28 protein-coding genes and 1 pseudogene are annotated in these 26,864 nt (G+C 67.6%); 15 read left to right on the forward strand and 14 right to left on the reverse strand.

The window, feature by feature from the left end; all coding sequences use genetic code 11:
- Positions 1 to 189: 189 nt before the first annotated feature.
- The gene (locus tag DN051_RS45550) at positions 190 to 591 is read left to right on the forward strand and encodes a hypothetical protein (RefSeq protein WP_162625160.1); all 402 of its coding nucleotides are present in this window, start codon (positions 190 to 192) and stop codon (positions 589 to 591) included.
- A 611-nt stretch (positions 592 to 1,202) separates the two neighbouring features.
- Here DN051_RS45550 and DN051_RS40910 read toward each other — a convergent pair.
- Positions 1,203 to 1,556, reverse strand: coding sequence for a hypothetical protein (locus DN051_RS40910; RefSeq protein ID WP_112442890.1), 354 nt, complete (start codon positions 1,554 to 1,556; stop codon positions 1,203 to 1,205).
- A gap of 1,435 nt (positions 1,557 to 2,991) precedes the next feature.
- The gene (locus DN051_RS40920) at positions 2,992 to 3,204 is read right to left on the reverse strand and encodes a hypothetical protein (protein WP_112442894.1); all 213 of its coding nucleotides are present in this window, start codon (positions 3,202 to 3,204) and stop codon (positions 2,992 to 2,994) included.
- Between the two features lie 608 nt (positions 3,205 to 3,812).
- Between DN051_RS40920 and DN051_RS40925 the strand changes: the two genes are divergently transcribed.
- From DN051_RS40925 to DN051_RS40935, 3 genes are all read left to right on the forward strand, one after another.
- A complete protein-coding gene (locus tag DN051_RS40925) occupies positions 3,813 to 4,601 on the forward strand; it encodes a calcium-binding protein (protein ID WP_112442896.1) in 789 nt (262 codons plus the stop codon).
- Between the two features lie 274 nt (positions 4,602 to 4,875).
- Positions 4,876 to 5,259, forward strand: coding sequence for a helix-turn-helix domain-containing protein (locus DN051_RS46030; protein ID WP_199315039.1), 384 nt, complete (start codon positions 4,876 to 4,878; stop codon positions 5,257 to 5,259).
- A gap of 188 nt (positions 5,260 to 5,447) precedes the next feature.
- The gene (locus tag DN051_RS40935) at positions 5,448 to 5,825 is read left to right on the forward strand and encodes a VOC family protein (RefSeq protein ID WP_112443356.1); all 378 of its coding nucleotides are present in this window, start codon (positions 5,448 to 5,450) and stop codon (positions 5,823 to 5,825) included.
- A gap of 384 nt (positions 5,826 to 6,209) precedes the next feature.
- Here the strand turns inward: DN051_RS40935 and DN051_RS40940 are convergent, their stop codons facing one another.
- A complete protein-coding gene (locus tag DN051_RS40940; protein ID WP_112442898.1) occupies positions 6,210 to 6,812 on the reverse strand; it encodes a hypothetical protein in 603 nt (200 codons plus the stop codon).
- A gap of 72 nt (positions 6,813 to 6,884) precedes the next feature.
- Here DN051_RS40940 and DN051_RS40945 point away from each other — a divergent pair, with 72 nt between their 5' ends.
- Entirely contained in the window at positions 6,885 to 7,073 is a 189-nt protein-coding gene (locus DN051_RS40945; protein WP_112442900.1) for a hypothetical protein, read from the forward strand.
- A gap of 23 nt (positions 7,074 to 7,096) precedes the next feature.
- On the opposite strand, the gene DN051_RS40950 is transcribed toward DN051_RS40945, so the two are convergent.
- Entirely contained in the window at positions 7,097 to 7,438 is a 342-nt protein-coding gene (locus DN051_RS40950) for a cyclic-phosphate processing receiver domain-containing protein (protein WP_112442902.1), read from the reverse strand.
- A gap of 230 nt (positions 7,439 to 7,668) precedes the next feature.
- On the opposite strand from DN051_RS40950, the gene DN051_RS40955 reads away from it, so the two are divergent.
- On the forward strand, positions 7,669 to 8,016 hold the full coding sequence (locus tag DN051_RS40955) for a hypothetical protein (protein ID WP_162625161.1): 348 nt from the start codon (positions 7,669 to 7,671) through the stop codon (positions 8,014 to 8,016).
- Positions 8,017 to 8,163: 147 nt separating this feature from the next.
- Positions 8,164 to 8,520, forward strand: a complete 357-nt coding sequence (locus tag DN051_RS40960) for a hypothetical protein (RefSeq protein WP_162625162.1) — start codon at positions 8,164 to 8,166, stop codon at positions 8,518 to 8,520.
- Positions 8,521 to 8,725: 205 nt separating this feature from the next.
- On the opposite strand, the gene DN051_RS40965 is transcribed toward DN051_RS40960, so the two are convergent.
- The gene (locus tag DN051_RS40965) at positions 8,726 to 8,869 is read right to left on the reverse strand and encodes a hypothetical protein (RefSeq protein ID WP_159054037.1); all 144 of its coding nucleotides are present in this window, start codon (positions 8,867 to 8,869) and stop codon (positions 8,726 to 8,728) included.
- Positions 8,870 to 9,376: 507 nt separating this feature from the next.
- On the opposite strand from DN051_RS40965, the gene DN051_RS40970 reads away from it, so the two are divergent.
- Positions 9,377 to 10,240, forward strand: coding sequence for a C40 family peptidase (locus DN051_RS40970; protein WP_162625163.1), 864 nt, complete (start codon positions 9,377 to 9,379; stop codon positions 10,238 to 10,240).
- Positions 10,241 to 10,394: 154 nt separating this feature from the next.
- Here DN051_RS40970 and DN051_RS40975 read toward each other — a convergent pair whose 3' ends face one another.
- The 3 genes from DN051_RS40975 to DN051_RS40985 all read right to left on the reverse strand — a co-directional run bounded on the left by DN051_RS40975 (position 10,395) and on the right by DN051_RS40985 (position 11,981).
- On the reverse strand, positions 10,395 to 10,868 hold the full coding sequence (locus DN051_RS40975) for a hypothetical protein (RefSeq protein WP_246041255.1): 474 nt from the start codon (positions 10,866 to 10,868) through the stop codon (positions 10,395 to 10,397).
- A gap of 117 nt (positions 10,869 to 10,985) precedes the next feature.
- A complete protein-coding gene (locus tag DN051_RS40980; RefSeq protein ID WP_112442911.1) occupies positions 10,986 to 11,492 on the reverse strand; it encodes a hypothetical protein in 507 nt (168 codons plus the stop codon).
- A 294-nt stretch (positions 11,493 to 11,786) separates the two neighbouring features.
- Entirely contained in the window at positions 11,787 to 11,981 is a 195-nt protein-coding gene (locus DN051_RS40985) for a hypothetical protein (protein WP_112443357.1), read from the reverse strand.
- A 560-nt stretch (positions 11,982 to 12,541) separates the two neighbouring features.
- Between DN051_RS40985 and DN051_RS40990 the strand changes: the two genes are divergently transcribed.
- Positions 12,542 to 13,294 (forward strand): hypothetical protein, encoded by a 753-nt coding sequence (locus tag DN051_RS40990; RefSeq protein WP_112442913.1) that lies wholly within the window; start codon positions 12,542 to 12,544, stop codon positions 13,292 to 13,294.
- Positions 13,295 to 14,317: 1,023 nt separating this feature from the next.
- Here DN051_RS40990 and DN051_RS40995 read toward each other — a convergent pair.
- Positions 14,318 to 14,574 (reverse strand): annotated as a pseudogene (locus tag DN051_RS40995) (ISKra4 family transposase); the annotation flags it as partial.
- Between the two features lie 4 nt (positions 14,575 to 14,578).
- The gene (locus tag DN051_RS46165; protein WP_220451590.1) at positions 14,579 to 14,917 is read right to left on the reverse strand and encodes a helix-hairpin-helix domain-containing protein; all 339 of its coding nucleotides are present in this window, start codon (positions 14,915 to 14,917) and stop codon (positions 14,579 to 14,581) included.
- 664 nt (positions 14,918 to 15,581) lie between these two features.
- Here DN051_RS46165 and DN051_RS41000 point away from each other — a divergent pair.
- The 3 genes from DN051_RS41000 to DN051_RS41010 all read left to right on the forward strand — a co-directional run bounded on the left by DN051_RS41000 (position 15,582) and on the right by DN051_RS41010 (position 18,902).
- A complete protein-coding gene (locus tag DN051_RS41000; RefSeq protein ID WP_112442915.1) occupies positions 15,582 to 16,469 on the forward strand; it encodes a septum formation family protein in 888 nt (295 codons plus the stop codon).
- A 561-nt stretch (positions 16,470 to 17,030) separates the two neighbouring features.
- Complete coding sequence (locus tag DN051_RS41005; RefSeq protein WP_112442917.1) at positions 17,031 to 18,230, forward strand: epoxide hydrolase family protein; 1,200 nt, start codon at positions 17,031 to 17,033, stop codon at positions 18,228 to 18,230.
- Positions 18,231 to 18,476: 246 nt separating this feature from the next.
- Entirely contained in the window at positions 18,477 to 18,902 is a 426-nt protein-coding gene (locus DN051_RS41010; protein ID WP_246041286.1) for a VOC family protein, read from the forward strand.
- Between the two features lie 306 nt (positions 18,903 to 19,208).
- On the opposite strand, the gene DN051_RS41020 is transcribed toward DN051_RS41010, so the two are convergent.
- Both DN051_RS41020 and DN051_RS41025 read right to left on the reverse strand, forming a co-directional pair.
- Positions 19,209 to 20,066 carry an alpha/beta fold hydrolase gene (locus DN051_RS41020; protein ID WP_112442919.1) on the reverse strand — a complete coding sequence of 286 codons (858 nt, stop codon included), beginning with the start codon at positions 20,064 to 20,066 and terminating at the stop codon, positions 19,209 to 19,211.
- 158 nt (positions 20,067 to 20,224) lie between these two features.
- Positions 20,225 to 21,169 (reverse strand): helix-turn-helix domain-containing protein, encoded by a 945-nt coding sequence (locus DN051_RS41025; protein WP_063797281.1) that lies wholly within the window; start codon positions 21,167 to 21,169, stop codon positions 20,225 to 20,227.
- Positions 21,170 to 21,382: 213 nt separating this feature from the next.
- On the opposite strand from DN051_RS41025, the gene DN051_RS41030 reads away from it, so the two are divergent.
- The 3 genes from DN051_RS41030 (at position 21,383) to DN051_RS46975 (ending at position 25,391) form a co-directional block, all read left to right on the forward strand.
- Positions 21,383 to 22,297, forward strand: coding sequence for an alpha/beta hydrolase (locus DN051_RS41030; RefSeq protein WP_053758869.1), 915 nt, complete (start codon positions 21,383 to 21,385; stop codon positions 22,295 to 22,297).
- A 133-nt stretch (positions 22,298 to 22,430) separates the two neighbouring features.
- Positions 22,431 to 23,207, forward strand: a complete 777-nt coding sequence (locus tag DN051_RS41035; protein ID WP_112442921.1) for a GNAT family N-acetyltransferase — start codon at positions 22,431 to 22,433, stop codon at positions 23,205 to 23,207.
- A gap of 258 nt (positions 23,208 to 23,465) precedes the next feature.
- Complete coding sequence (locus tag DN051_RS46975; protein WP_246041256.1) at positions 23,466 to 25,391, forward strand: RICIN domain-containing protein; 1,926 nt, start codon at positions 23,466 to 23,468, stop codon at positions 25,389 to 25,391.
- Positions 25,392 to 25,950: 559 nt separating this feature from the next.
- Here the strand turns inward: DN051_RS46975 and DN051_RS41050 are convergent.
- Both DN051_RS41050 and DN051_RS41055 read right to left on the reverse strand, forming a co-directional pair.
- Positions 25,951 to 26,205, reverse strand: a complete 255-nt coding sequence (locus DN051_RS41050) for a hypothetical protein (RefSeq protein ID WP_053758867.1) — start codon at positions 26,203 to 26,205, stop codon at positions 25,951 to 25,953.
- 128 nt (positions 26,206 to 26,333) lie between these two features.
- Positions 26,334 to 26,765: a PPOX class F420-dependent oxidoreductase gene (locus DN051_RS41055; RefSeq protein ID WP_053758866.1), complete on the reverse strand. Its 432-nt coding sequence runs from the start codon at positions 26,763 to 26,765 to the stop codon at positions 26,334 to 26,336.
- Positions 26,766 to 26,864 lie beyond the last annotated feature (99 nt).

Consider the following 26,864-nt stretch of genomic DNA (forward strand, 5'->3'; position numbering starts at 1 on the left):
CCCTGAAGGAACCGCGCCATTCCTCCGCGAGTTCAACGAACAGCCGTGCCGGATGCGCTCCGGAGGTCGTTACAGCGGCCGGTCCCTTGTATTCCCGGCTGGAGTACTAAAAGCCGAAATGCAGGACCCTGCGCCGCGCACCGACTGCTCGGCTACCGAGAAGGCAAATAGGGAAAAGGGAGTTAAGAGATGAATCTGAAGACAAAGATACGAGCAACTGCCGTTGCTGCTGGTGTGGGTATCGTAGGGCTAGGCCTTTCGACGACACCCGCGTCGGCTATGGCACCCTGTCCGGCCCACTGTTCGGCGTATGAGGACGCACCGTGGGCGGGCACATACTATGCCGAAGCCAATAACATCTTCCCCTTGGGTCCCGCGCTCTACGCCAGGGGAGATAGCTCCCAGCCTCATATCGACTACTACCTCCAGGGAAGCAGTGCGATGAAGAAGTACTATCCCCCCAAGAAGGACTCGATTACCTGGGAGGGGCAGATAATTGTGGGCCAGAAAATCACCAAGTTCAGGATCTGCGGTCCCAACGGGGTCGGTGGCGATGATTGCAGTGCGTGGCGCGAACCCGCACTGTCTTAGCCTAAGGAGCGGGGCGGAATAGCGGGTGTGGTGGCACGGAGGTCAGTGACAATGCTGTTCTGAACTTGAATTCGTAATGTCGGGCTGAGGACAGTTACCCCGGGCCGCTGGAAGCCGCGCGCGTTAGCGAGCTGGAGCCTCTGAGCATGGTCTGGTCCGTCCAGGAGTCGGCGTAGAACGTCGCCCTCAACGACTTCTCGGTGCGCTCCAACTGCCTGCCGGCGCGACGCCGGAGGTGACCTTGTCGGTGCCCAGAGTGCGCGAAGGCAGGAACGCCCTGGGGTAAAGCCCCCGGCGGAGACGAGAGACCACAGCGCCCGCCCGTCCGCCGGTCAAAGGGCCGCCGAGACCATCGAGGGGGCACCCGTACGGCCGGCTCAATCCTCCACAGCACGCGCCGACGCACTACGGAGCTGTACGAGCAGCGCCTCACGACCTCAACGCTCCCGGCATGTGCTGGTAGGCGCGGACCACGCGAAGCGTTGCAGCGACGACGTCGTTGAAACAGCACGACTCCACACGTCAAGGAGCCCCCGGAAATGCTGCCCTTCGGGGGCTCCGTGGCGTTGCGAGGTAGGTAAGTCCCGATCAGCCCTGGTGCGCGAGGCGCGTCACGCGGTCGGTGCGGGGGCGTTGAGGCCGTTGCGCCAGGCGGTAGTCAGCTCGGCGTCGTCGGCGTCGTCCCAGAGCGTGGTGCCGGTAGCGGCCCGCCACTTGCGCAGGCAGTGCGTGGTCGCCCGGAGCAGGTCGCAGGGCACGCGTGCTGCCTGAGGATCGGCGACTTGGGCTTGCTGCATGTACGGCCACATCCGGGCCCGCAGCCTCTCGGCTTCACCGCGCACGGTCCGCGCGAGGCTGAGGCACTGCACGGCCCCGAGCAGCGCCTCGTACGACAGCGGAGCGGCGAGAACGATCCCACGCTCATCGACAGCGCGAACAGCCGGTATGTGGAGCTTGGTTGGCATACCGGGGAGCGTAGCGGTCTCTGCCGGCGGGAGGTGATCGAGGATGTGGAGGGCGTGCGTCCGATGCTCATGCGCCGGGCAGGCTGCGCAGCAGTCGGCGCACCGTGCGGGAGGCCGCCAGGCGGTGAGTGAGGCCGGGTGCGGTGCAGGCCGTGACGACGGGCCCGGCGGTGACGGCGAAGGTGACGAGCGGGGCCGATCCAGCAGCGCAGGATCAGGACCGTGCCGGTCAGGAGCGGGACGGCGACGATCACGGCGAGCATCGCGTTCAGAAGGCATCACCACGTGATGCCCTTTACGTGACGCCCTTTACGTGACGCCCTTTACGTGACGCCCTTTACGTGACGCCGGCACCGTGGCTGAGGCTCATGGCCGGGGTGCAGCGGGCCGTGCCCGTGCAGCACGAGCCCTCGCGGTCTGCTCACTTCCCCACCAGCCCTGCTGCACCCACCGGCTGGCAGCCGCGGCGAGGCTATCGCGTCTGCGCAGCCGCGCGTTCCCGCTCGGACAGCTCCGAACCCCCAGCCTCCCGCGCCGCACGCTCACGCTCCGACGACTCCGTGTCCCCAGCCTCCCGCGCCGCACGCTCACGCTCCGACGACTCCGAACCCCCAGCCTCCCGCGCCGCACGCTCACGCTCCGACGACTCCGAACCCCCAGCCTCCCGCGCCGCACGCTCACGCTCCGACGACTCCGTGTCCCCAGCCTCCCGCGCCGCACGCTCACGCTCCGACGACTCCGAACCCCCAGCCTCCCGCGCCGCACGCTCACGCTCCGACGACTCCGAACCCCCAGCCTCCCGCGCCGCACGCTCACGCTCCGACGACTCCGTGTCCCCGGCGATGCGGTCGCGGGCAGCAGGGTCGCTCTGCTCGGGGGCGGCGGCGTCACCGGCCCCCGGCGCGGCCGGCCCGCTGACGGAGTCAGAGGAGGACTGCGGGCCATTGCCGGTGGCGGCACCGGTGTCCGGGCCACAGGCTGTCAAAGCCATTCCGGCCACAACCACAGCAAGACCCATCACAACACGGCGCACAGCCTCGACCTTCATCAGACAACCCCATTCAGCAGCGGTGACGAGGCGTGTTCCCCGTCCTGACCACCACACTGGCTCCCCGCCGTCCGCCACACCACCCTCACCCCCGACCGGTGACCACCGCACCGCATGCCAGTTGCCAACCACCGACACCAGTGACACCCAAGAACTCAAAACCTGAAAACTCCCTGACAACCAGCCCGCGGACCCACTGGCCGGCACACGACAAAGTCGGCCATCGGCTGCCGTACCACCCAGAACGGCACGCGCGGGGAGACTGGCTCTGTTCATGAGAGCGGACCGGATCGGCAGTCTTGCCCCCGGCAAGGTCGTGCGATGTCGACTGGCCTTCATCGCCAGGTAGCCAGCACGTCCCGCAGCCCGCCCTCAACGGGATCGCGGTCAGGCGGTGTCCCGTTCGTAAGGGCGACCGCTCCTCCATTCGACCCATCCCGGATCGTCCAGGACGCTCTCCGGATCGGTGACTCCAGCAGCCTCGAGGAACACGACCAGGTCGTGATCCGAGTAGGCAGTCCCGAGGGTCTCCGAGCGCACCGTGACTCGCCGACCGCCCGTGCCGGACGGCCGGTGCACGACGATCGGCGCTTCGAACATACCTTCACGCTGCATGCCGACAGCTTTGGCTGCTACCCGGGGCGCCCATATGCGGCACCCCGATGGAGGGCTGTTAGCGTCGCGCAAGGCGTCACGCGGTGACGCCCTTGGAACGCAAACGCTTCTGGCGGCTGTCGCCAACGATCAGGATGCGCGATCCGCCACGTTGCGCCCTCACTTCGTCGCGTCATCCTGCTGCCGGGGCGCTCCGACGCAAGCCTGTCTGTACAGCGCTGTGACGTTTGAGCATGCAGGTGCGCTGGGTAGTGCGGGCGGCCTGTGTGACGGCTGTGCCCAACTCACGGCGATTCGATCTGGGGATGAGAGTGGCACCACGCGAAGCACGTCATCGACGATCCCCTACAGCTGCCACGACGACGAGCGCCCGCCTGATCAGCCGTTCCGGCGCCTTCGGCACCACACAACCGATCCGCCTCGGACGGTCGGGTACCCCAGGTCCACGCCCGCCCGAACTCCCGGTTCACGGTGGTCCGACAGCAGGCCGCCCACCGGGCACGCTCAAGTCCCTCACCGGTCCCTGAGCGGCTGCAACTGCACCGCCGGGTCCGTACGGCAGGTTCCCACTCAACGCTCTATAAAGGAAACACATGCACAAACGCGCTGCCTTTGCTGTGCTCACCACCGTCGCCGGGCTGGCCGGCTTCGCCATGCCTGGTGCCTACGCGGACGAGACCGTGGGCGACATCCAGATCACCGGCGTCGCCGTCAACGGTGGCAAGAGCACTGTGGTCGACACGGCCGACAAAACGATCACGGTTTCGGTGACCGCCACGGACCCGTCAGGCATCTGGGACGCGGACTTCTACCTGTGGCGGGGCCCGGACGGCACTGACCCGTACGACAACGCCGACAGCTACATCGTGCCCAACGAGGACACCACCCCCGCAGACTGCGTCGCCTCCAACAGCACGACATCCACCTGCTCGAAGACCTTCACCTTCGAACCGGATTGGTGGCTCACGAACGTCGACGCCGGCACCTGGAAGGTCGGTGTCCAGGTGTCGGCCAACGACGACAGCCGGGCCGAGCGGTGGGTCTACACCACCACCCGCATCCAGCGGCACTCCAAGCTGACCGCCAACGCGAGTCCTGAGCCGATCGCCAAGGGCAAGACACTGACGATCACCGGCAAGCTCACCCGGGCCAACTGGGACACGCTCGATTACCGGGGCTACGCCAGCCAGCCGGCCAAGCTCCAGTTCCGCAAAGCCGGTACCACCACCTACACCACCATCAAGACCACGAACACCTCCAGCACCGGCAACCTGACGACCACGGCCACCGCGTCCGAAGACGGCTACTGGCGCTGGAACTTCGCAGGCACCTCCACCACCCCGGCCGTCAACGCGGCCGGCGACTTCGTGGACGTGCAGTAACCCGCGCGCCTCTCGCGGCAGATCACCCTTTGCACCGCGATCACATACGAGCTTGCCGCACTCTTCTCCCGGGTCCTCAAGGCCGCCGCAACACCCGGCCTTCGGGGAACGGTGGTCTTCGAGATCCACAAGATCAGATCGCTTCAGGAACGCTACGAACCGGTCCGTGAGCGGGAGGAATACTCCCCGCTCACGGATCACGGGTGAGCAGCCGGAAACGTGCCGGCCGGAAGACGTGCCGGATCGCGGGTATCAACCGGCGGACCGGCAAGCGATGACAGAACGACAGCAGGCCGTGGGAAAGGGAACCGCTCAGCCCGCACGCACGGTGCGGGCTGAGCGGTTCGTTTCGTCGTTCCAGAACCTCACGGTGGAGGAGCGCGTCCACATCGCCGACCGGGTGCGGGAGAAAGCGTCGGTACGGAAGATCGCGGCCGAGCTGCACTCGGGCGTCTGTATCGACACAGGGTCGGGCACCGGGTTCTGCGCAGAACATGCGGCCATCGCCGCCATGGTGGCTGCCCGCGAGTACCGCATCGCGAAGGTGGTCGCCGTGTGGCGCGCAACGCTGAGCGCCTCTTGCATGTCCGCCCGCCCTGCGGCCGGTGCCGGGAGTTCATGCGCCAGATCGACCCGGCGAACCTCGACAGCGAAGTGACTCTGGGTCGCAGCAGAACCGCGAGGCTTCGCGACCCACTGCCTGCCAGTGAATGGCCCGACCCACTGGACTGACCTGCCGTCGCGTCGAACTCCAGGTTGCTTTTCGTGGAGTACGGGCACGTCCTCGGGACAGATCGCGGACGCCGCCGTGGAGCCCTGCGGACGCTTGTGTCTACGCTGCTCTTCATGATCGCCAAGCTGCAGTGCGTAGTGCTGGACTGTCCCGATGTGCGTGCGCTTTCCCGGTTCTACCAGTCTCTTCTCGGCGGCGTAGTGGACCAGCCGGATCCACGATGGTCGCTTGACGGCAACTGGTCGACCCTCCACACCGGCTCAGGGCTCGTCCTCGCTTTCCAGCGCGCGCAAGACCATCAGCCGCCGCGGTGGCCGGACCCTGCTCACCCGCAACAGTTCCATCTTGACCTGGGTGTACAGGATCTCGACAAGGCCCAACAACAGGTTCTCGAACTCGGGGCGTCACTGCTCGACGCCGGCGACGGCACGCGCAGTTGGCGGATCTACGCAGATCCTGCCGGTCACCCGTTTTGCCTCCTTCGCGACTGAGGTACGACACGAACGGGAGCAGCCACCAGCGATGAGAGGGCGGCCTCAGGGCATGGATCCCGCCCGCAAGCGGATCAACGTGCTGTTCCCCAAGCTCCGCGCCGGGTAGCCCGCCAGTCTCCGAGCCCGGCACCATCACCACAGACAGAAAACCAGTAAGGTTCGAACTCTGGCGCCCGTCGCTGGGTCGCACGGGGACGCGTCGACAGCACTGGAGTGATCGATGACGACCCGGCCAGACCGCGGCCTGAGCCGTAACTTGAGGGGCTAGAAGTACAGCCTGACGGCTTTCGTGTACGGCAGAAGTTCGGGTCTCCGGTCCTTCGTCGTTCGGCCGGCCCCGGCCGGACATCGTCCTGCCGGGACCTGCTCGGTTGTGAGAAATCAGCGCCGCCGCGTGGCCGCGTGCAGTCGGTCATGCGCAGCCCTCAGCAGGCCCCGCGACCACTCCACACGCCTGACTCCCTCGGGCGGTTTCATCGACTCGGCGTGGCTGGCTCCCAGCGCGCGGGCGATCGCCTCCACCGCAATACGCTGCATGAGGTCGTCGGCGCACTCGCCGCGGCCCTCCTCAGCAAGATGCAGCAGGGCGCGGAGCAGTTCAGCGTCGAACCCGTCGTGCAGGATCTCCCCGGCTCCCGAGACCGCGGCCATAAACGCGTCGCTACTCAGGTCCCACTCGGGGGACCCAAGCAACTCAAGAATCTGCTTCCCGTACTTCGCTCCTACTCTCCAGTGCCCCGTGAGCACCTGCACCGCGAGCGCCGATACCTCGGGGGCCTCAGGGTGGATCAGATAGTCGGCGATCACAGACTCGTACGCCGGCCCGCCAGCGCGGGCCACCGCGTACAACAGCCGGTAGATGTCCGGGCCAGCACGTCCCTCGGAGATGGTCCGCGCGATCTCCTTCACCTCGCTTTGTGGAAGAGTTCCCTCCTTCGCCCGCATAGTCAGCTGCCGCAAGTACTCGTCACGCTCTATCGTCATGCCCTACTCATCCCTGACCTCCGGGCAAGCAGCGATGGTCGAGGGTTCCACGCCCGCGAAGGACACCTGAACGTGCCCCGCAAGCACATCGAGGAGGTGCCCGTCGGGGACTCCAGATCCGCCGCCACCAGCAGGGAGATCACTCCCGAGAACACCGTGCCCGTGGCGCAGAGCATGCGGATCACCAACACCCGGCGCCGTGCCGACCAACGCACAACCGAGCAGCAAGGCAATCTCGACACCCTCGACATGCGCCGGTGACAGGGTGATGTGCCGCGAGCTACTCATTGGGCGACGGCTCTGCGAACGTGGTACTTCCAATGTGAAAGGGACCGCACAACAGTCTCGGCCCCGATGGGGTTGGCGCTGTGCACGTAGACGATGCCGATCTGGAACGGGTATCCATGAAAGGCGGCCTCCTCCAGGAGGGTCACCACCGGCATGATGCTGTCATCACCGCCGAGGTCGTGGTCGAGCCAGAGCTCGTCAATGAACATGCCCCGGTGCTCCTCGAGAAGTTGAACTCCTTCACGGCTCGTACGGGCGAGCCGCGTCGCTCGGGGCAGCGCCCTGAGGTCGTCAACGGCGAGGATGATCGGTGTCGGTTCAGGAGAGGGCTGCTGCACCCGACCATCATCCCCCGGAGGGCAGCGGGCAGGTGCCGGCGGCGGTGTGCCAGACATCTGCGGAGTGCGGGTGCGTGGCAGCCGGGAAGTCGAGGCGCGGCGCTGACGCGCGGTGCGAGGCTTGACGCCCGAGCGGGCCCTCGAGTTGATGCCTGCGGCATACCGGCATCCACTTCTTGTCCTGGTGGACTCCGCAGCTGTGTCCTCGACTTGAACTGCCACTTCTGGTGGTGGACCTGCTGCGCAGCCCGACAGCCCCGGCCAGCGATTCGTACCAACTGGACCTCACGCCAGGGCAGGAAGCTGTTGACACCGGCGCCAACACGCTGCTGATCTCGGACCCGTCCGGCACCAGCACCCTGATCACAGCACCGCTAGCACGTGACGCGCGGGGCAACAGAATCCCGGTCTCGCTCCGTCTCGTCAACGACGAGGTCGTCGTAGCACTGGAGCCGACTGCCGGGCAGGCGCTCGCCTACCCTGTTCTCCTGGACCCGTCGTACCTCAGCGAACGTCATCGGCCGCGGCATCGGATGGTCGAAAGCCGGCCAATCGTCTGCCACGACCAGGGTTCGTGACGCCTGCCGGAGCGCCCAGTGGCAGGGCAAGCTGTGGATCATCCGGAACGGATCTCTCGTGCGAAGCTCCTCATGAGGGCGGCAATGAGAACGGCGGCCGGCGCAGTACTCCTTCTCCAGGTGCTTTACGGGGCAATCGTGTGGATCGTGACCGCAACCGTGATGGAGGAGGCGGCGGCCATTGACCACACGGAGGATCCCGGGCTGGGGACCTCGTTCGCGCAGCTGTTGACCGGGGTCGCGGCGCTTGTCCTGCTCTCGGGGGCGGCACTGCTGGTCCTGCCCATCGCTAGGGCCCGTGTGCCCCGATGGCTCAGCGCTCCGGTTTTGAGCATCGTCGCTGTCATGGAGGGGGGCCTGATCCTACTGACCGCGGTCATGGCCGTTCAGCAGGAAGTCGGTCCTGACCTGTTCGTCAACGCAGTGATGATCGCCCTGTCCGGCGTCGCCGGAACGGTGCCCGTCCTGGAAGTCTTCCGAAGGAAGTCAGCAGCCACCGCCTGACCAGACCGCGCAACGCATAACGCATGAGGGGTTCAGAAGCGCGTTGGCCCCGATCTTTCTCGACGGTCTACCGACGGAGTCGGTAGACCGTCGTGCGTTCTGTGACTGGCGAGGGCAGCGGGGAGAACCGACTGTCGTGTCGGGTGGGCGCCGGTTCCACTGCTCCAGGTCGGGTGGTGCTGTCGTCGGGACGGAAAGCTGCTGGTCAGCCGGAATTCGGGAGCTGGGCGAGCCGGTCGAGGGCGGTGGTGATGTCGTGGGCCCAGGGCCAGTACCGGGCGAGGCGGAAGATCCGCCAGCGCCCGGTAATAGCGACTTGCCCGGCCGCAGTAGACAGGCGGAGCCGCATCCGCCTGGATCCCCGAAGCCGCGCCATATCGGTCAGCGCAAGCATCGGCATCCAGGCCGGCGGGTCCAACGCGACATGTCTCCCCCGCGGCGCGACGACCTTCGTCCCACCGTAGCGACTGGCCATGCGGCGTCACACCAGGTCAACGGCTGGGACGTCCCACGATGCCGTCACTTCGCCCTGAACAGTGGTCGGACACCCAGCCCGACCCGCAAGCTCGTTGCGGAGCCGGCCGGTGAGGTCGATTCCGCCCATCGCGCGTCGTTGCACGTATTCCGGTGTGCTCCGGCGGCCGGTCCTTGGGGGCAAAGGGCCGGCACATTCAGTGACCAGGCCGGGCTGCTGTGCCCTTCGTACAGGGCTGACGCTGGCCGTGGTGTGTGCACCGACCGCGCTTCCAGTCCCTTTCACCTTCAGCTCCAACCGAGCTGTCACGTCCGCACATAGCGTTGCCGAAGATCCCAGGAGTCCCGCATGAGAGTCCTCGCAAGACTCAGGAACACGTTGATGACAGGTGCACTGCTCATAGCCTCGGGCGCGCTGGGCCTGGCTACTGCACCGTCCGCCTCAGCGAACGAGCCGCTCGCTAACCCCAGTCTCACTATCACTGGCGGCTGCGCGGGTGCGCGGTCCCTGGTCCAGATCTACTGGCACGGCCCGAATGAGGCCAGCATCCACTGGACGCTGACCGACACCGACCGGGGCGACGGCAAGCCGCCCGTCCTCAGGATGAACGCGGTCGGCGCTGATGGCTCCCAGCCGTTCCTGTTCGTCACCGGAGAAACCGCGGCTGTCCTCTACGGCGACACCGCCTCGGGCGGCGAGGACAACTGGAACCCCTCGGACATCGCCCAGTTCCGGCGTCTGCAGATCATCACCCAGAACGGCAACACCGCGTCGGGCGTCGAGTGCTCGACGACCAAGAGCGTGTACAACTTCTCACGCGTCGCCTACCACTACGCGCTCGACCAGATCGACAAGCAGTACGTGTGGGGCGACGCGGGGCCGAACACCTTCGACTGCTCTGGCCTGGTGTACCACTCGTACAGTCGGGTGCCCGACCTCCCCTCGGACTGGAGTCGCAGGTCAGCGGACAGCTACTACAGTTGGGCGTTGGCGGAGTCCGCGAACAACAACTCCAACAACAGCAACCTCGAACCTCTCGACGTCGTGCGGGTCTCAGCGTCCGATCGGCAGGTCGGCGATCTCGTCTTCTATCACGGCCATGTGGGCTTCTACGCCGGCGATGGCCGCCTCTACTCCGCCCTCAACGAGACTGTGGACATCGGCTACACCAGCGTTGACATTCTGACCAGGCACGACGAGTTCTACTACCGAATCGTCGGCGTCAGGTCGACCACTTCCCCGTAGCGATACTCCCTGTTGTCCGGAGCCATGAACCGAGGCGGAACGATCATGGCGACTGACCCGCGCGGTTTCGCGAGACCGTAAGCAGATCTCCTCCCGACAACCGCGCACCAGATCGCTGACGAGGGCCAAGGTCACCGCAGACCGGACAACAATCTCAGTACCCCCGGCTGGACCGTTTCTGTCCGACATGCGCTATCAGCAGCCGCCAGGGGTACGAGCCGCATACCGTGAGCGCAGGAAACGCGCTCACAAAGTGGTGGTGAAATTCCGAACCCGTGCACAGCCCGGCCGCGGTGACGAAGACAGGAGCAGCGGACCCAACGGGGACGCTCCAGCTTGGCCCGCACGCTGACGTCCACCCCACCGATTCGCCGAGGACCATGACCGGTCCGGCGGCCTGCCGCACGGCTGCGGTGATGCGCTGGTAGTCCGGCAGGAGCACGCTTTCGTCCGCGCCCGGCTCGCGGTGCGGCATGAGCATCACCGCTCGGCCGCCCACCTGCCCGGGCATCGGCGCAGCCTGTGCGCGTTCGTCGGCGAGCTGCGCGCTCACCCGCTCAAGGACACGTTCGGCGTCAGCGGGTTCGTCTCGCTCGGCTCGCACCTCTGCCAGGTGTTTGGCCAGCATTTCCTCGAGTACGTGCAGTTCCGCACGTCGCGCGGTGATCCGTTCCAGCAGCTCGGGGATCCAGCATGCACAGAATCGTAGGAGTACGCCGAACCGCAGCGAGTACGAACAGGGCGGTCAACTCCCCGCTTTGGCCGACCTCTTGAGCAGGAACTGCTTCGCCGCCTCGACTGCTTCTCTGTTGAGCTCCTCGACGGAAACTCCCCAGCTCTCCTCCCAGCCGTCCAGGTTGAGAGCGCACGAGACGAGGGGTTGCAGGCTTTCGGGGTAGCCGAGGTCGTAGGCGATGTCTGCCCAGATGAGGTGGGTGCCGGTGGCGGGATCCAGGGTTCCGTCGGCTATCTGACCGGCGATCCAGTAAGCCATCGCCCACTTTGCGGCTCGAGGGTCGGCAGGCGGCTGGAAGACCAATCCCAGCTCTTCCAGTACCTGGTCGAAGAGCGCTGGTGCTTCGGGTTCCTCACTCCGGAGGAGGCCGGCCAACATGGCGAGGGAGGGACTCTCAACCTCGGCAATGAGTGCGTCAAGCCCTGCCTGGATGAGCCGGTCAGACCCGACGTGCCTACCGAATGCCCGCTCGCGCGCGATGTGGCTGAGCTGCTTGAGGGCATCATCGCGGGTCATCAGAGTCTTCTCGGTCGGCGTCTGGGGAGACCAGGCTCGCACACCGCCGACGCTGCTGCATCGCCCTTCTCTTCGGCCCGACCGTGCTGTCAGACGATCTGATCCGCGGGACTCCCTCCCACGACCAGCACGAGTACCCAGAGCACCCATCACGCCATCCCTTTGACCGGCGACTTGACGTTGGCGGAGGCTCAGTGGACTCCATTGCGCACGCGATGCGCACCACGGTGGTGTCCACTCCGCCAGCGGTAGGCACAGTGACGTCCATTCCCACTCATGGTGCCCGTACAAGTCCTAATAATTCACCGCCACAACAGCGTAAATACACGCGAGAACGACAACCACACAGGTAACGGCCAAGGCGGTCAACGCCCAGCCGAGCACTCCTGTGGTCCCAGCGATCACCGCCCAGCCGAACCGTGCTGCGCGTTCGGCCCGTTGAACTGCGTCGTGGTAGTCGTTGTCGTCATACCAATCACGACCAGCCATGACCACCCCTCCCCGGACCCTACAGTCCTGGCCATCTTGCCCAGAAGCCCACGGTGAGTCTTGGGGGATGTGTAATCTTCCGAACAGCTCCGAGGGCAGCCCGCCCGCTGTCCACCGGTCACTACCAGGAACAACGGGCGGCAGCGGCCGTCCGCGCTCAAGTGGAGCCTGCTGGCAAACCGCCCCGCGAGCGGCCCAAACCCTCACTTCCAGCACCACCTCCACCACACAGGCGACCAGGCCACGGTGTTGCGCCCTGATGTTCCACCACTTCGGCCCCCTTTCACGCCGCGCGGACGGCGGGTCGTTCCGAGCGCTGGCAGTTTGCGCGATCATCGCTGGCGAGATCTGGGGTCTGCTCCCTGTCGGAGACACACTTGTGCGCTCCCGCGACGCGGTCCATGAAGTGCGAAGCGGCTACATCAATGCGGCGCGCAGTCCGTCATGGAGCCGAAAGAGCGCCTGCGCCTACCCGGCCGCCGAAAGGTCTGTCGGGGCAGCCGTCGATGGAGCCACCGAGCCGTGTACGGGCTGTCATAGGTGGGTGAGAGTCTGGACCGGTGCTGATAAAGGGATTCGAGAACGCCCCTGTTGTTGCGGGGGAGGAGCTGCTGGCGCTGCCGGGGTTCTGGGCGGCCTACCTGATGTGGCTGAGTCAGACAGACGAGTACGACCCCATTCCGGAATGGTTTGGTGTCGACGGGGCTGACGCCGACGCGGCCTGCGATGCGCTCGCCGACGAGGATCGTTGGCCTGTCTTCCGGATCCCCTTCGCCGGTGGCCACACCGCGCTAATCCTCGGGCGCAACTTTCCCGACGATCCGGAAACCGAGTACGTCATCACCCACCCCGGTTGGGGACGCCACGGCCACCTGGCCACCATCAGCGGCCACCAGGCCGGCCCCGGCTTGTCGTGGCGAGAGCTCCAGCACATCGCCCGCACGCCCGATCTCAACGCTCCAGGAGTCCACGCCGAATACGCACGCCTGCTCCTGCTGCTGCCTGCACTCGGCGACCAAGACCTGCCCGAGGACGCCCAAACCGTGCTTGGCGGCGCACTGGCAGAGGCAGACGTCCCCGCAGCGCTGGCCCCGCATCTCGCGGGAGCACTCCTTGCCGACCACCCCTTGTGGGAGCCGGCTGAATGGACGCTTGCTGCGGCCTCCCCGCTATCAGGTAGTCAGGAACCCTTCCTCGGAATCCTGCACTGTGACGGGTACATGAGTCCGCGGTGCGGGACTCGGCTCGCCCAGGGCATCACCCGAGAGCAGAGCAACAGCCTGGCCCGCGCACTCGGCACCTGGCCCACCTGAAAAGCCCACCCAGGGCAGCTGTCCCCTCAGCCCCTGCTCCGGCCGTCCAGACGCCCGCCCCGGCCACCGAACAGGTCCCGCCCAAATCCGGGCAGCACCACCAAGAGCAGGACGCGGGCGAGTGGCAGCACTGGCGGTCCCGCACGCGTTGACCCGTCGCCCCCGGAGAATCGGCACAGCGGTTGAGCGGCCGCGAGTCGGCGCGGTGGCTCCCGCCGACGCGCAACACACCAACATCCCCGCCGGATCCCCCGCCGCGCCGACCCCAGCCCACCACCCATCCCTTCTCTGTTCGTGCTGCGTGGATGGCTGAGGGGAGGCTCTAGGGGGATGTCGGCGCCCCCGACCACACCGTTTGAAGGTGCTCACCTGCGACGATCGGCGGCTGGCTGAACGGCCTGCGTAGGAGATGCCGTAAGAGATGTCGTAGGACATATTGTCGGAGATGTCGTAGGACATGTTGTAGGAGGTATGTGGCAACGGGACGGCAGCCAGGCCCCCATGGGGCCCGTCGTTCGGATCATCTGACTGTGAATAGAGTTGCTGGCTGGAGAGGCGATCGCGGTGCCGGTCCCTGGGCCCAGGCTGTTGCAGGCTTTGCGGTGCTGCGTGGGGCGAGTTTCGTGTATCCGGGGGTCGCGGGGACTCTTGCAACGGCTTTTGGGCTCAGGTCGGTGTGCGTGTAGCACGTCGGGGAAACATAGAGCTGCAGCTGGTTGGCATCGGAGACCTGGACGCCGGGCGGGTTGGACACGGTGGCGTCGTCGAGCACGGCGAGGGCTTGATCCTCGTACGGGACCCAACCCCTCTTTGTCGGCGCGTACCGCTCCTACCGGGCAGTTTTGCTGTGTCAGTAGGCGGACCGGAGGAAAATGCCTGCCGACCACCGGACACGAACCAGCAACATCCGAGCTTGACTTCCGTGGTCGGGGCCCATGGTCGGGCCAACCAATGGGCCCTCAGGCACTCGGAAGGGATGCACGATCGCGGTTGGGCGCGGCTCGTTTCGAGGGACGACGTTGATCAATCAGTGAGTGCCAACTTCTGCAGGCAGGGTTTGAGGTAGATACGTTGGTGCTCTTGGCGGGTGTGGAAGCGCCAGTAGAGGTCGAGGTCGCCGTTGGCGAACACGGCACGGAGCCGGAGGACGGCTTCGGCTCCGGGCAGACCCCAGCGGCGCCGTTGATGTCAAGGCGGTCGGCGATCAGGTGGCGGCAAGCGCCCTCGACCGCGCCGGTAGCAATCGGCCAGCCGTTGACGAGGGCTGTGTCGTAGTGAAGTTGATCAAGGTGGCCGTTCGCTGGGCAGTTCGACAAAATGGACACGTTTCGGGCCTCGCGTGAACGGCCCCCAGTAGTCGACTTCCTCTGTCATCTGCGGATGCTCGCCCACTGGCCCAAAGGGCGTCCAACGATTTCGAAGCGCGGCGCCTGTGAAGCCGGGATGATCGGAGGGGTCGGGTCGAAGTCGCGCGACCCGTCCGTGCCTTGCCGGCCAGCCCGCTGTGTGGCCGAGCAAGTCGAAGGCACCGGCTTTGACGAGTGATTCGATGGCCCGCCTTTTGAGGGCCGGCAGCTCGGCCTTGTCGAGGAAGTCGGCGATGCCGGTGAACTTCCCCCGCATGGACGGGAGCACCCCCGCGCGGGCGGGGGAAACGGTCGCGGGTCGTCGCCTTGAAGGCGGCCTGTGCGTACGGGTTCGTAGGTGCGGCTCGGGGCGGTGATTTTCGGCTGGCTGCGCATGGCGGCAGGGCCTCCTGCGCCGTTCCGGAATGTCGAAGTCCATGAGCAGCAGGGGCTCTGCTGCCGCAGTCTTTCCGTGTCCTTGCCTGCTGTGCCCAACTCGTGTGCCCGGCCGTGTGATTGATGGGCGCATGCATACGGCGACGCGGCCGATCGTGCCGAGCGTGTGCGGCGGTGTCCGTGTGGCGGGTGATGCCCGCGGGCTTTCCGGCCTGGGACCGCGTCTTCGCGTTCGTCCGGCCGTTGGCGCCAGGGCGGCCATCACCTGATCACCGAGTTCACTACCGACTGCTCGGCCGTGTTCGCGAGAGTGAGGGTCGGGAGGCGGCACCGGCGACTGCGAGCGTCGCCTCGCAGTCGGCCAAGGCAGCGGCGTCCCTGCCGGCTCCTACCTGCTACCTGCGAGCAGCCCGGATACAACCCTCGCGGCCCGTCGCGAGTCACAGACACCGCGATGGAGTGAGGGCCTTCGCACAGCCGGGCCACAGGGATGGCATACGATGCGCCCGACTCTCATAAAGATCACGTAAGAGGATGTACATGTCATGGCAATCCGTGCCCCGTATCGTTCCCTTCGCGGCATATCTGTCGCTGCCGCCCTGCTCGCGATCGGCGCGGCGGGATGCTCGGACGTAACCGACGCCGTCGACAGCGCCAAGGACGGCGCGCAGAAGGTGGCTCGCCAGCGCTCGGTGTTCTCGCTGGACGTCGGCGACTGCTACAACCCGAACGGCAAGGCCGAGGGGACGGCGTACGCCATCGAGATCGTGCCGTGCGACGAGGCGCACGAGGGCCAGGTCGTCGGTGAGTTCGCGATCGACGAGGGCAAGGAGTACCCCGGCGACGACGGGGTCTCGACGATCGCGGACGACCGCTGCCCGGTCGAGGCGCAGAAGTACTCCCCTGACACCTGGGCTCTCCCCAAGGGCGTCGCCCTGTTCTACTACACCCCGACCAAGGAGAGCTGGGCGACGGGTGACCGCGCGGTGAGCTGCACCTACACCGCGGAGAAGGGTACGTTCAGCGGCTCGCTGGAGACCGCGAAGTCCCTGAAGCCGGAGCAGATCACGTACCTCGAGGGTTCGAACGCGGTCTACGAGGCGCTGTGGGCGAACCAGCCCGAGAAGGACACCGTCGAGGGCGACCTGGCCGGCTACAAGGCGCAGGCCGAGGCCGTCGCGGCCGCTCTCGACGCACATGTCGACGGCCTGGACGGCGTGGAGGGCGCCGAGGTCGGCAAGCTCCGCGCGACGCTGACGAAGGCGGCCGGGAACTGGAAGAAGGCCGCGAACGCCGCCGACGCCGACGCGTTCTACATCGCCTACGACCCGGCGTTCACCGACATCGACCCGAGCAAGTCGGTCGCCGCCCGCAAGGAACTGGGCCTGGCCACCACCGTCCCGGCCGACGAGGCCGAGGTCTGGGCGAGCTGACGCTCCGCCGTCGTACCAGCGGGGCCGGTTCCGCCGAGGAACCGGCCCCGTTTTTCTGGATCTGTCCCGGTCTCGATGCCGCGAAGGATGTGATCCGGTCCTCGTCGGTCGCATCCGGCTCGCTGATCGAGATATGCGGCTGCGTCGAGAGCCGTGGCACGGGCGACGCCTGCCGATGGGGGTACGACGGCACCTACATCCACGGCGCGGACAGCGAGATCCTGACGGTTGGGCCGACCTACTGGGCCCACAACGGCTGCCTGGTCGGCAACGAGGCAGGAGTCGGTTCGTCGGGCGAGGCTCCGCTCCGGGTGCTCTCCCCTGTTCTGGGCGCACCGGCCGATCTCGGCATCGTCGGCCGGGGTGATGTCCTCGACGGGGCTTGTGCCCCGCATCCCCGGGGTCGGGCCCCGGGGTTTCCCCGGGTGCGACGGGGGTGCCCGGGGGCGGGCCCCGGGAGAGACCCCGGGGGTTTCCCCGGCACGAAGCGCATCCGCGTGGCTCACCGTGGACGGGCCGGCGTCACCACGTCGCTGGGCACAGCAAGGAGACACCCCCCACATGACTGCCACTACCGAGGCAACCGCTATCCGGCCGTTCACCTTCGAGTTCTCCGACGAGGAGCTTCAGGACCTGCGCCGGAGGATCGTGGCCACGCGCTGGCCCGAGAAGGAGACCGTCACCGACCAGTCGCAGGGCACGCAGCTCGCCACGATCCAGGAGCTCGCGCGCTACTGGGCGACTGAGTACGACTGGCGCAAGGTCGAGGCCAGGCTGAAGGCCCTGCCGCACTTCATCACCGAGATCGACGGGCTGGACATCCACTTCATCCACATCCGCTCGAAGCACGAGAACGCGCTGCCGCTGATCGTGACGCACGGCTGGCCGGGCTCGGTCGTCGAGCAGCTGAAGATCGTCGAGCCGCTCACCGACCCCACCGCGCACGGCGGCAGTGCCGAGGACGCCTTCCACCTGGTGATCCCGTCCATGCCCGGTTACGGCTTCTCGGGCAAGCCGGCCGAGAAGGGCTGGGGCCCGGAGCGCATCGCGCGCGCCTGGGGCGAGCTGATGAACCGCCTGGGCTACACCAGGTACGCGGCGCAAGGTGGCGACTGGGGTGCGGTCGTCACGGACGCCATGGCCGTACAGGAGCCGGAGGGCCTGGTCGGGATCCACACCAACATGCCGAAGGTGGTGCCGCCCGCCATCGAGGCGGCGATCGTGACCGGCAACCCGCTGCCGTCCGACGTCGTCCTCGCCGATGACGAGGAGAAGGCGGCCGTCGAGGCGCTGGACTTCGTGTACCGCCACGTCTACTACGCCTACATCATGGGGTCCCGTCCGCAGTCGCTGACGGCGCTGGTGGACTCCCCCGTCGGTCTGGCAGCCTTCATGCTCGACCACGACCGGGACAGCCTGGCCCTGATCTCCCGGGCGTTCGCCGGGCAGAAGGAGGGACTGACGCGTGACGACGTCCTGGACAACATCACGCTCTTCTGGCTGACCGGCACGGCGCTGTCCGCGGCGCGTCTGTACGGGGAGAACACGAGGCCGTTCTTCGGTGCCGTGGGCGTCAAGCTCCCGGTCGCCGTGAGCGTCTTCCCCGACGAGCTCTACCGGGCCCCCAAGAGCTGGACGGAGCAGGCGTACCCGAACCTCATCCATTACAACCGCCTGCCCAAGGGCGGTCACTTCGCGGCCTGGGAGCAGCCGGAGTTCTTCGTCGAGGAGGTCCGTACGGGCCTGCGGTCGCTCCGCTAGCCGACCCTCACCCCCTTCCGCCCCCACCCGCCCGATGAGGGCGGCCGGCCGCGGCAGGGCAGGCGGGCCGAGTCGCTCGGTGTGAGCACACGCGGCTCGACGGGTGGCGGGAGATCGGGGACCGGCCACGACAACTCGCCGACAGGCAACCGGTGAGGCGCGCCGTGCGCGCCTCACCGGAACCTCCAGTCAATTCAGAAAGCAAGAACCAACATGTCCGACACAGCCGAAGAGCCGACCGTGAGCATGAAGATCGAAGTCCTCGTCATCCCCGTGGCTGACGTCGACCGTGCCCTGCACTTCTACCAGGGCCTGGGATGGCGGCTCGACGCGGACTACGAGGCCGGCCCGGCATTCCGGATCGTGCAGCTGACGCCGCTGGGCTCGGAATGCTCGATCCACCTCGGCCGCGGCCTCACCCCCGCGGCGCCGGGCTCGGCCCAGGGCAACTACCTCGTCGTCGACGACATCGACCAGGCCCGCGCCGACCTGATCGGCAGGGGCGTCGAGGTGAGCGAGGTCTTCCACCACGTCTACGACACCGGTGTCCAGGAACGGGTGTACGGCCCCGCTCCGGACCGTCGCAGCTACGCCTCGTTCGCCGCGTTCAGCGACCCGGACGGCAACGGATGGGTGTTGCAGGAGGTCCGGGAGCGACAGCCCGGGCGTTGACCGTCGGGCACGGCCGAGGAGGTTCCCTCCACGAGGGTCCGCCTTGTGCCGTCCGCCGGGGCGCAGGTGCGCAGGTGCCAGGCCGAAGGCGCCGGTCCCTCAGTCGAGGGCCGGCGCCTTCGGCGGTCCCGATGGCCGAGCCTGGTGCTCGTAGTGCTCGTGGTGCTCGTGGTGCTCGTGGTGCTCGTGGTGCTCGTAGTGCTCGTAGTGCTCGTAGTGCTCGTAGTGCTCGTAGTGCTCGTGGTGCTCGTAGTGCTCGGGTGCCGGCCGGCGGCCGTGGCGGGCGTGTGGGGAATCCGGCAGGGGTCAGCGGACGGTCGATCGTGCAGCCTTGGTGATCAGACGGGCCACCGCGTCCGGGCGGGACACCGACACGGCGTGGGAGGCATCGATCTCGGCGGTGCGGGAGTGGGCGCGCTCGGCCATGAAGCGCTGTGCGGCGGGCGGGATGTTGAAGTCGCGGGTGGCGATCAGGCTCCAGGAAGGAATGGTCTTCCATGCGGCCCGGGTGGCCTTCTCCTCCAGTGCGGAGGCGGCGACGGGGCGCTGGGTGGCGGCCATGAGGTCGGTGACCGGAGTGGCCACGTCGGCCGCGAACTGGTCATGGAACTTCTCGGTGCTGATGTAGAGGTCGGTTCCCGTGCCGCCGCCCGGGAGCGGGAAGGACACGGTGTTCAGGGCCGAAGGGAGCGTGCTGCCGGGGTACTTGGTGGACAGCTCCAGCGCGCTTTCGCCCTTCTCGGGAGTGAAGGCGGCTATGTAGACCAAGGCCTTGACGTCCGGGTTGCCCTCGGCTGCCTGGCTGATCACGGCGCCGCCGTAGGAGTGGCCCGCCAGCACGATGGGGCCCTTGACGCTCTTGAGGTAGCTGTCGAGGTACTCCGCGTCGCTCGCCAGGCCGCGCAGTGGATTGGCCGGGGCCACGACCGGATAGCCGTCGCGCTGCAAGCGCTTGATGACGCCGTTCCAGCTGGAGGAGTCGGCGAACGCGCCGTGTACCAGCACGACTGTGGGCTTCTTCGTGGGCTGCTTCTCGGACCGGCGGTGCTCGCTGGTGGCGTCGGCCGACGCGGCGGCTGCGAGGGAGAGCACCGCCACGGCGGCTGCGGCGCCCGCAGCGGTGACGCGCTTGCGGACAGGGCGGAAGACGGTCCTGAAGTTCATGGCGAGGCTCCTGCTGTACACGGGGTTTGAGGGCCCGGCCTTGCCGGTCCGGGCCACGTCGAGAAACCTAGCGGGCTTTTTCCTTGTGCGCAACTCACTTGCGGACAGATGGATTGTGCACGATCTACTACGAGAGGGGGTGGAGGGCCAGGGCGCCCTTACTGCGTACCGGTCTGAGTCCTCGGGATGACCGACACGGTGCGTTGCGGGCGCTGCGCGCGGGATGCGACGGAGCCGGAGCCGGTATTCGCCGCCGATGGCCCGGGCGCCGAGCCGGAGATGAGGGAGCTCAGGGCTCGGTGGGCGGTCGAGCCGGGATCGGCGGTCATGACCATGAGCTGCTGCTCGGGGTCGCCGGCGCTGGTGAGGATCTCCCAGTCGACTGTGAGGTCACCGGCCACGGGGTGGTGCAGGAGCTTGGTGCCGCTGGTCTTGCTGGCGACGTCGTGCGAGGCCCACCACTGCCGGAAATCCGCGTCCTGCACGGACAGCTCGCCCACCAGGGCGGCCAGGCGGGAATCGGTGGGTGAGTGGGCGGCTTCCATGCGCAGGAATGCGACGCAGGTGCGGGCGGTCGTCTCCCAGTCGTCGAAAAGATTCCGCACAGTGGGATCGAGGAATGCCAGACGGACGTAATTCCGCTGATTCACGGGAATCGCCGAGAAGTCCGTGATCAGTGCGGCGGCGAGAGAATTCCACGCGAGGACATCCATGTACCGGCCCAGGACCATCGCGGGTGATTCGGTGAGCTGGTCCAGCAGCCGCTGCCACTGCGGGCGCACGCGCTGCGCGCTGCGGCGGCGCGGCCGGGCGACGCTCTTGCCGGCCAGGCCGTACAGATAGGAACGCTGGTCCTCGTCCAGGCGCAGCGCGTGGGAGAGGGCGGCCAGGACATGGGCGGATGCCGGCAGGCTGCCCTGTTCGAGGCGGGTGTAGTAGTCGGTGCTGATGGACGCGAGGTGCGCGACCTCTTCCCGGCGCAGGCCCGGGACGCGCCGGGGCCGGTCGCCGTCGGGCAGTCCGACCGACTGGGGTCGCAGCTCCGCGCGCCTGGCCTTCAGGAAGTCGCCCAGTTCATTGCGCTGCGCGTTGTCGCCGGTCATGAAACCAGTGTCGCAGTCGGGCCCGAGACTGTGAGGGGGAAGGATTTTTCCTAGGCAGAAACCGTCCCCTTTCGAGGTGCGGGCTTGCGTGCGAATGTGGATGAGGGCCGAGCGGAGACCGCTTCCCGAAGGCCGCATAAGAGGGTGCACCGAATTCCCTCCCCACCCGATGACAGCGCGCCGTGCAGTGGCACCGCGCAGGAGAGACAGATCATGAAGAAGAACGTCACTTTCCTCAGCAATGGCCTCAAGGTCGCCGCGAACCTCTATCTGCCCGACGACTACACCGGCGGCCGCCGCGCGGCCGTCGTGGTGTCCCACCCGTTCGGCGGGGTGAAGGAGCAGACGGCCGGGCTCTACGCACAGCGGCTGGCCGGCGAAGGCTTCGTAGCCCTGGCTTTCGACGCCTCGTACCAGGGCGAGAGCGAAGGGGAGCCGCGTTTCTTGGAGAACCCCTTCGCCCGCGCCGAGGACATCAAGAGCGCCGTCACCTACCTGACCACCCGCGACGAGGTCGACCCCGAGCGCATCGGCGCCCTCGGCATCTGCGCCTCGGGCGGCTACGTCTCCTATGCCGCGCAGACCGAGCACCGCATCAAGGCTGTGGCCTCGGTCAGCGGCGCGGACATGGGCGCCCTCTTCCGTGAGGGCCTGGGCGGCGGACAGAGCGAGGACGTCATCCGCGGCATGCTGGCCCGAGCCGGCAAGGACCGCACGGCGGAGGCCCGCGGCGAGAAGGCCCGGCTGGAGCACATCGTCCCCGAGACGGCGCAGGAGGCCGAGGGCTGGCCCACCCTCTACCAGCAGGGGAGCAACTACTACCGCACCCCGCGGGCCCAGCACCCCAACTCGCAGAACTGGTACGTCGCCCGCAGCGTGGACCAGATCGCGCAGTACTCCTCGTACGACCTCATCCACCTCATCTCCCCGCGTCCGCTGCTGATGATCGCGGGCACCGAGGCGGACACCGCCTACTTCAGCCGTGAGGCGATCGAGCATGCGAACGAGCCCAAGGAACTGTTCTGGATCGACGGCGCCAGCCACATCGACCTCTACGACAAGGAGGAATACGTCCCCACAGTGGTCGCCAAGCTGAGCAGCTTCTTCGGGGAGCACCTGAACGCCTGAGCGCCTGAGCGGCACCGTAGGAGCCGGCGCACTCGGCTCCGGCCCCTCCGGAGCAGCGGGCGCATGTGGTGTGATGATCTCCATGGATGCGCGGAATGCTGCTGTTCACGGTGATCAGGACCTGCTGGTCAGGATGGAGCGGAACCTGGCGGAGCACGCTTGCCACCTGCATCGTCGTATGAAGGACGCGCGGGTCACGGAAGCGGACGACCTCCTGATCGCCGACAGCGGGCTCGATGACGACACCTTCAATATCGTTGCCGCGGCTCGCTTCTCCGAGCGGACCGCTCGCGCGCGGGTGGCGGAAGTGCTGGGTGCACTGAGCGGGACCGGCCGCCCCTTCTCCTGGTGGGTCGGCCCGGCTTCCACCCCGCACGGCATCTCCACCGTCCTGACGGGCGCGGGCCTTGAGGCTTCCGAGACCGAGACGGGCATGTGGAAAGACCTGTCCGCAGGACTGCCTGATGGCCCGGCAGTCGGCTTGGACATCGTCCGGGTGAGCACCCCGGAGCAACTCGCCGACTACGCGGCGGTTCTGGCGGCGAACTGGGACCCGCCCGCCGCGACAGTGCGCCGGTTCTTCGGCGACGCCGCCCAGTTGGCCCTGGAACCCGGATGCGCCGCCCGATACCTCGTCGGATACATCCACGGCCGTCCAGTCTGTTCCGCTGAGGTCTTTCTGCACGCGGAGGTCGCCGGGATCTACAACATCGCGACCCTCACCGCGGACCGCCGCCGCGGCTACGGCGGCGCCATCACCCTGGCCGGCCTGCGGACTGCGTACGACGAGGGATACCGCACGGCGGTCCTCCAGGCGTCGGTGGACGGTGAACCCGTCTACCGCCGTCTCGGCTTCTCCGCTTGTGGCCGGTTCACGGAGTACGCCGTCACAGCAGGTGGGGAGCACTGAGGGCGGGTCTGGCCGGCGCGGTGGAACTGGCGGCGTAGGTCACGCCGGCGGACTGGTCGTCGTTCGGCTCTCCTCCGCGGAGCCGGTCGTCGCGGCGTGCGCCGAGGTCAAGTGCTCAAGGCCGGTGAGCAGATGGGTGCGGACGAGTAGGCACCGCGACCGTGCCGGACGTCCGATCCGGGACCCAGCGAGACGCCGGTTCCCGCCGCGGACCACGCAACGGTGTCGTGGCGTTCCTGCCCAGGCCAGGAGGGGATCGTGCCGCGGCGCGGTCAGTACCCGGGGCCGACCGCCGACGAGTTGGTACCAGCGGGGATTGAAGATTCGGCTGTCGCCGGTCGTGTCAGTGCCGCGTGGTTGGGTGCGCACATGAACGATCTCAAGGCTGAACACCTGACGCCCTCGGTACCGGAACTGCTCGACCGTGCGCGGGCGCTCGCTCTGATCGACGGGATCCACGAGCCGGACACCTGGGAGTACGGTGGCTACAGGCTGGAACGCTGGGACGGACACGAGTCCTGTCTGACTCTCTCGGCCGGGCATGTGGAGTGCCGTCTCGTCGACGTGCACTTTTCCGACGCCGGATGCCTCGTCCTCGGCTACGACGTGGATGAGCAGTCGCTGGGCGAGGACGAACTCCAGGACGCCCTGACCGCGCATCTGCCGACCGCCCTGCGCGGTTGCTATCGCAGCAACTCCGCTCACTCCTGGCTCCGCGAGAAGGATGGCACCTATGCAGCGCTGGTGTTCGCCATGTGGCGTACACCAGCCGACAAGACATGGCGGCGGGTGAGCTTCGTGGACGGTTACGGCGCCATGACGGATGAAGCCCGCATGGACGACGCTGAGGCGGCCCGGCTGGAGCCCGAAGTCTTCGAGCTGCTGTCGGACCTGATCAGCCCGCGTCCGGAACAGCTCGTGCTGGGAACGGAGTACGTGCGCGGGGCTTCTCTGGCAGAAGTCACGTGGCCCCGGACCGGTCTGACCCGGTCCGAGGCAATCGGCCATGTGATCGCGTTGCGGCCCCTCACCGAGCGGGTCGTCCGGACGCTGAGCCCGCACATCAGTCTTGACGACGCTACTGCTCTCGCCGCCCGCCTGGACTACCCACAGGACGGTTCGCGGGCCCAGGAGTCGGTTCCCGGGGCGGGCACAGCGGTCATGGCCGGAGTCTGGGCCCAGGGGCTGCCGATGGCGCCGTGGGTGGCATTCGCGCTGGACGCGTCGCAGGACGGTGGGCACCGAATCTCCGCCCGGCACTCCGGCACGGTGTGGGACGTCGTCGGAGAGGGGGCCGACGCCCGTGTGATTCACGCCGAACCCCGGCCGGGCGACAGCCAGCGGTTCATCGTTCAGCGCGTGTCCCCCCAAGGAACGTACACGGAGACCGACACGTGGGAGCGGTACGGCCGGTACCGCATCCTGTCCGCCGGCTCCCGGCTCGCAGTGGAGGCCCCGGCCGAGGGAAGCCCCCTCTTCCTGGCCCCTCCACACGGCGGCGCCAGCCAGCACTTCCAGGCCGACTACGTGTTCCTCGGCGATGCAGAACTCCCCAACCGTCACTACTACCGTCTGGTGACACCGTCGGGAATCGTCGGCACCCACCTCGGACCCGACTGGGCCGAAGCCCACCACGAACAACTCCCGTCACCCGCCGCCGAAATGGTCGAGCCGTACGGGGGCGGAAAAGGGATTCGGTTCAGGATCCGCAACGTGAAGATCGATGGCCAGGGCAACGTGGTACGCGTCCGCGGAGGCGGGACGCACGAGGTCAGTTTCGATCTGCTCCATGACTGCTCCGAGTGCGGCGGCGCCATCAACCAGGTGATCGTCGGGTTGGCCGGCGAGGATCGCGCCCAGGCGTCGGTCTGGAACGGTAAGCAGCGCAGCGGGGGCTCGCTGCGGGTGGTCAATCGGGGCACGGCTGTCGAAGCGATGGCGGAGGAGAACCCGGGTCCGGCCGAGTGGGTGAACGTGGCGTGCGACATCGTCGTTCCCGACGAGCCCGGCACCTATTCGGTCCGAGCGCGCTACGCGCAGGCGTGGCAGGGGCGGTTGATGACTGTCGAAGGACGTGCCATTCCCCAGCCGGAATACCAGGACGTGCTGGGCTGGTGGAAGGTCGACCGTCCTGATGGGCCCGGCCCGGAGTCGGCCATAGGCACCATCGTCGTCGAGCCTTGAGGCGTCCGGCCCGTCGTGCGTTCCCCGGCTCGGGGACCGCTGTCACGTGGTGGTGCCGGGGAGTCGAACGCTGACCACGAGGCCACCATCGGGGCGGGCTGTGGCGGAGGCGGTGCCGCCGTGTGCGCGGGTGATGGAGCGGACAAGGGTGAGGCCGCGGCCGTGGCGGCGCCTCGACCAGGACTCGGCCGCCGGGATCATCGCGGGGTTCCCCGAACTCGCGCACGGCGACGGCGAGTTCGTGATCGGCGCGACTCGCTCCCGTACATCGCGGTCGGGTGCGACGAGGTACTGCACCTCAAACGCGGCAGACTCACGCCACGGTAGGCGCCGGCGGCGGCCAGGCGCTGGGGAGCCTGGCCGCGTCCCCGATCCACGGGCTGGCGCCTCAGAGGCATGCGTGCCAAGGCCGTGAACGGATCCGTCAGCCAGCGGAAGGGCTCGGAGAACCCGGTCGGCATGCCTCCGTGGGCCGGACCTGGGCCGCCGAACGCCACCGCGTCCGCCTTGAACCCAGAACAGAACCCAGAACAGCCACGCCCGAAAGCGGGCGAGGTAGTCAGAAGCCGCCGGTGAAGACGAGTAGGAAGGAGAGCGGGTAGAGCACGCCGATGGCGCCGGTGGTGAGGCCGATGGCGCACTGGGTCCTGTTGACCGTGCCGATCAGCCCGAGAATGCCGAAGGTGATCGCAAGGCTGCCGGCCAGGATGCCGAAGAAGCCGAGGAAGAACGCGGCGATCAGCGCGACGACGCCGAAGCCAAGTGAGAGGGGCCCATAGAGGGTTGCGGGGCTTTCGGTGGTTCCGGTTGCCATGTCGCGTCCCTTGTTGTGAGGTGCCGGTCATCCGGAGTGCGGGAACACAATTCCGCACCCATCCTGGCATTCACCGGCGACCCGTTCGGCGCGGCCCCTGAGCACTTCGCCGTCCGTGGGTGCTGGCCTCAGCGGATCGTCGCGCCGTACACGTGGTCGACCGGCATGGTCATCAGTACCCGGCGGTCGGAGACCATCACCGACCGGTACTCGTTCCAGTCGGGGTGTTCCCCGGCGGCCCTGCGGTAGTACTCCACCAGTGCCTCGACCTCGGGACCGTGCGGGTCGGTGCCCGGTCCGACGAGGCGGGCCGTGCCTTCGGCTGTGGCCCACGACCAGCCGTCGGGGCTGGTGACCTCGAGTGCCGCGCGTGGGTCGCGGCGCAGGTTCACCGTCTTGGCGCGCCCTTCGGTCATCGAGACGTACAGGACGTCGGCGTCGCGGTCGTAGTAGGGCATGACGGGGGAGAGCTGGGGGCGGCCGTCCGCCTTGATGGTTGCGAGGACGCCGAGGCGGCTCTCGGCGAGCAGTGCGCGTGGGTCGAAGGGTGTGGCGGTCACGGTCGTCCCCCTGAGGGCTCGCGGAACTGCTGGTTGGTGCAGCGTAACCGTCACTGCCGTCGCCGTGTTCACGGCGCGGTCGGCGAGGCGGCGTATCGC

The organism is Streptomyces cadmiisoli, from assembly GCF_003261055.1.
Lineage (GTDB): Bacteria > Actinomycetota > Actinomycetes > Streptomycetales > Streptomycetaceae > Streptomyces > Streptomyces cadmiisoli.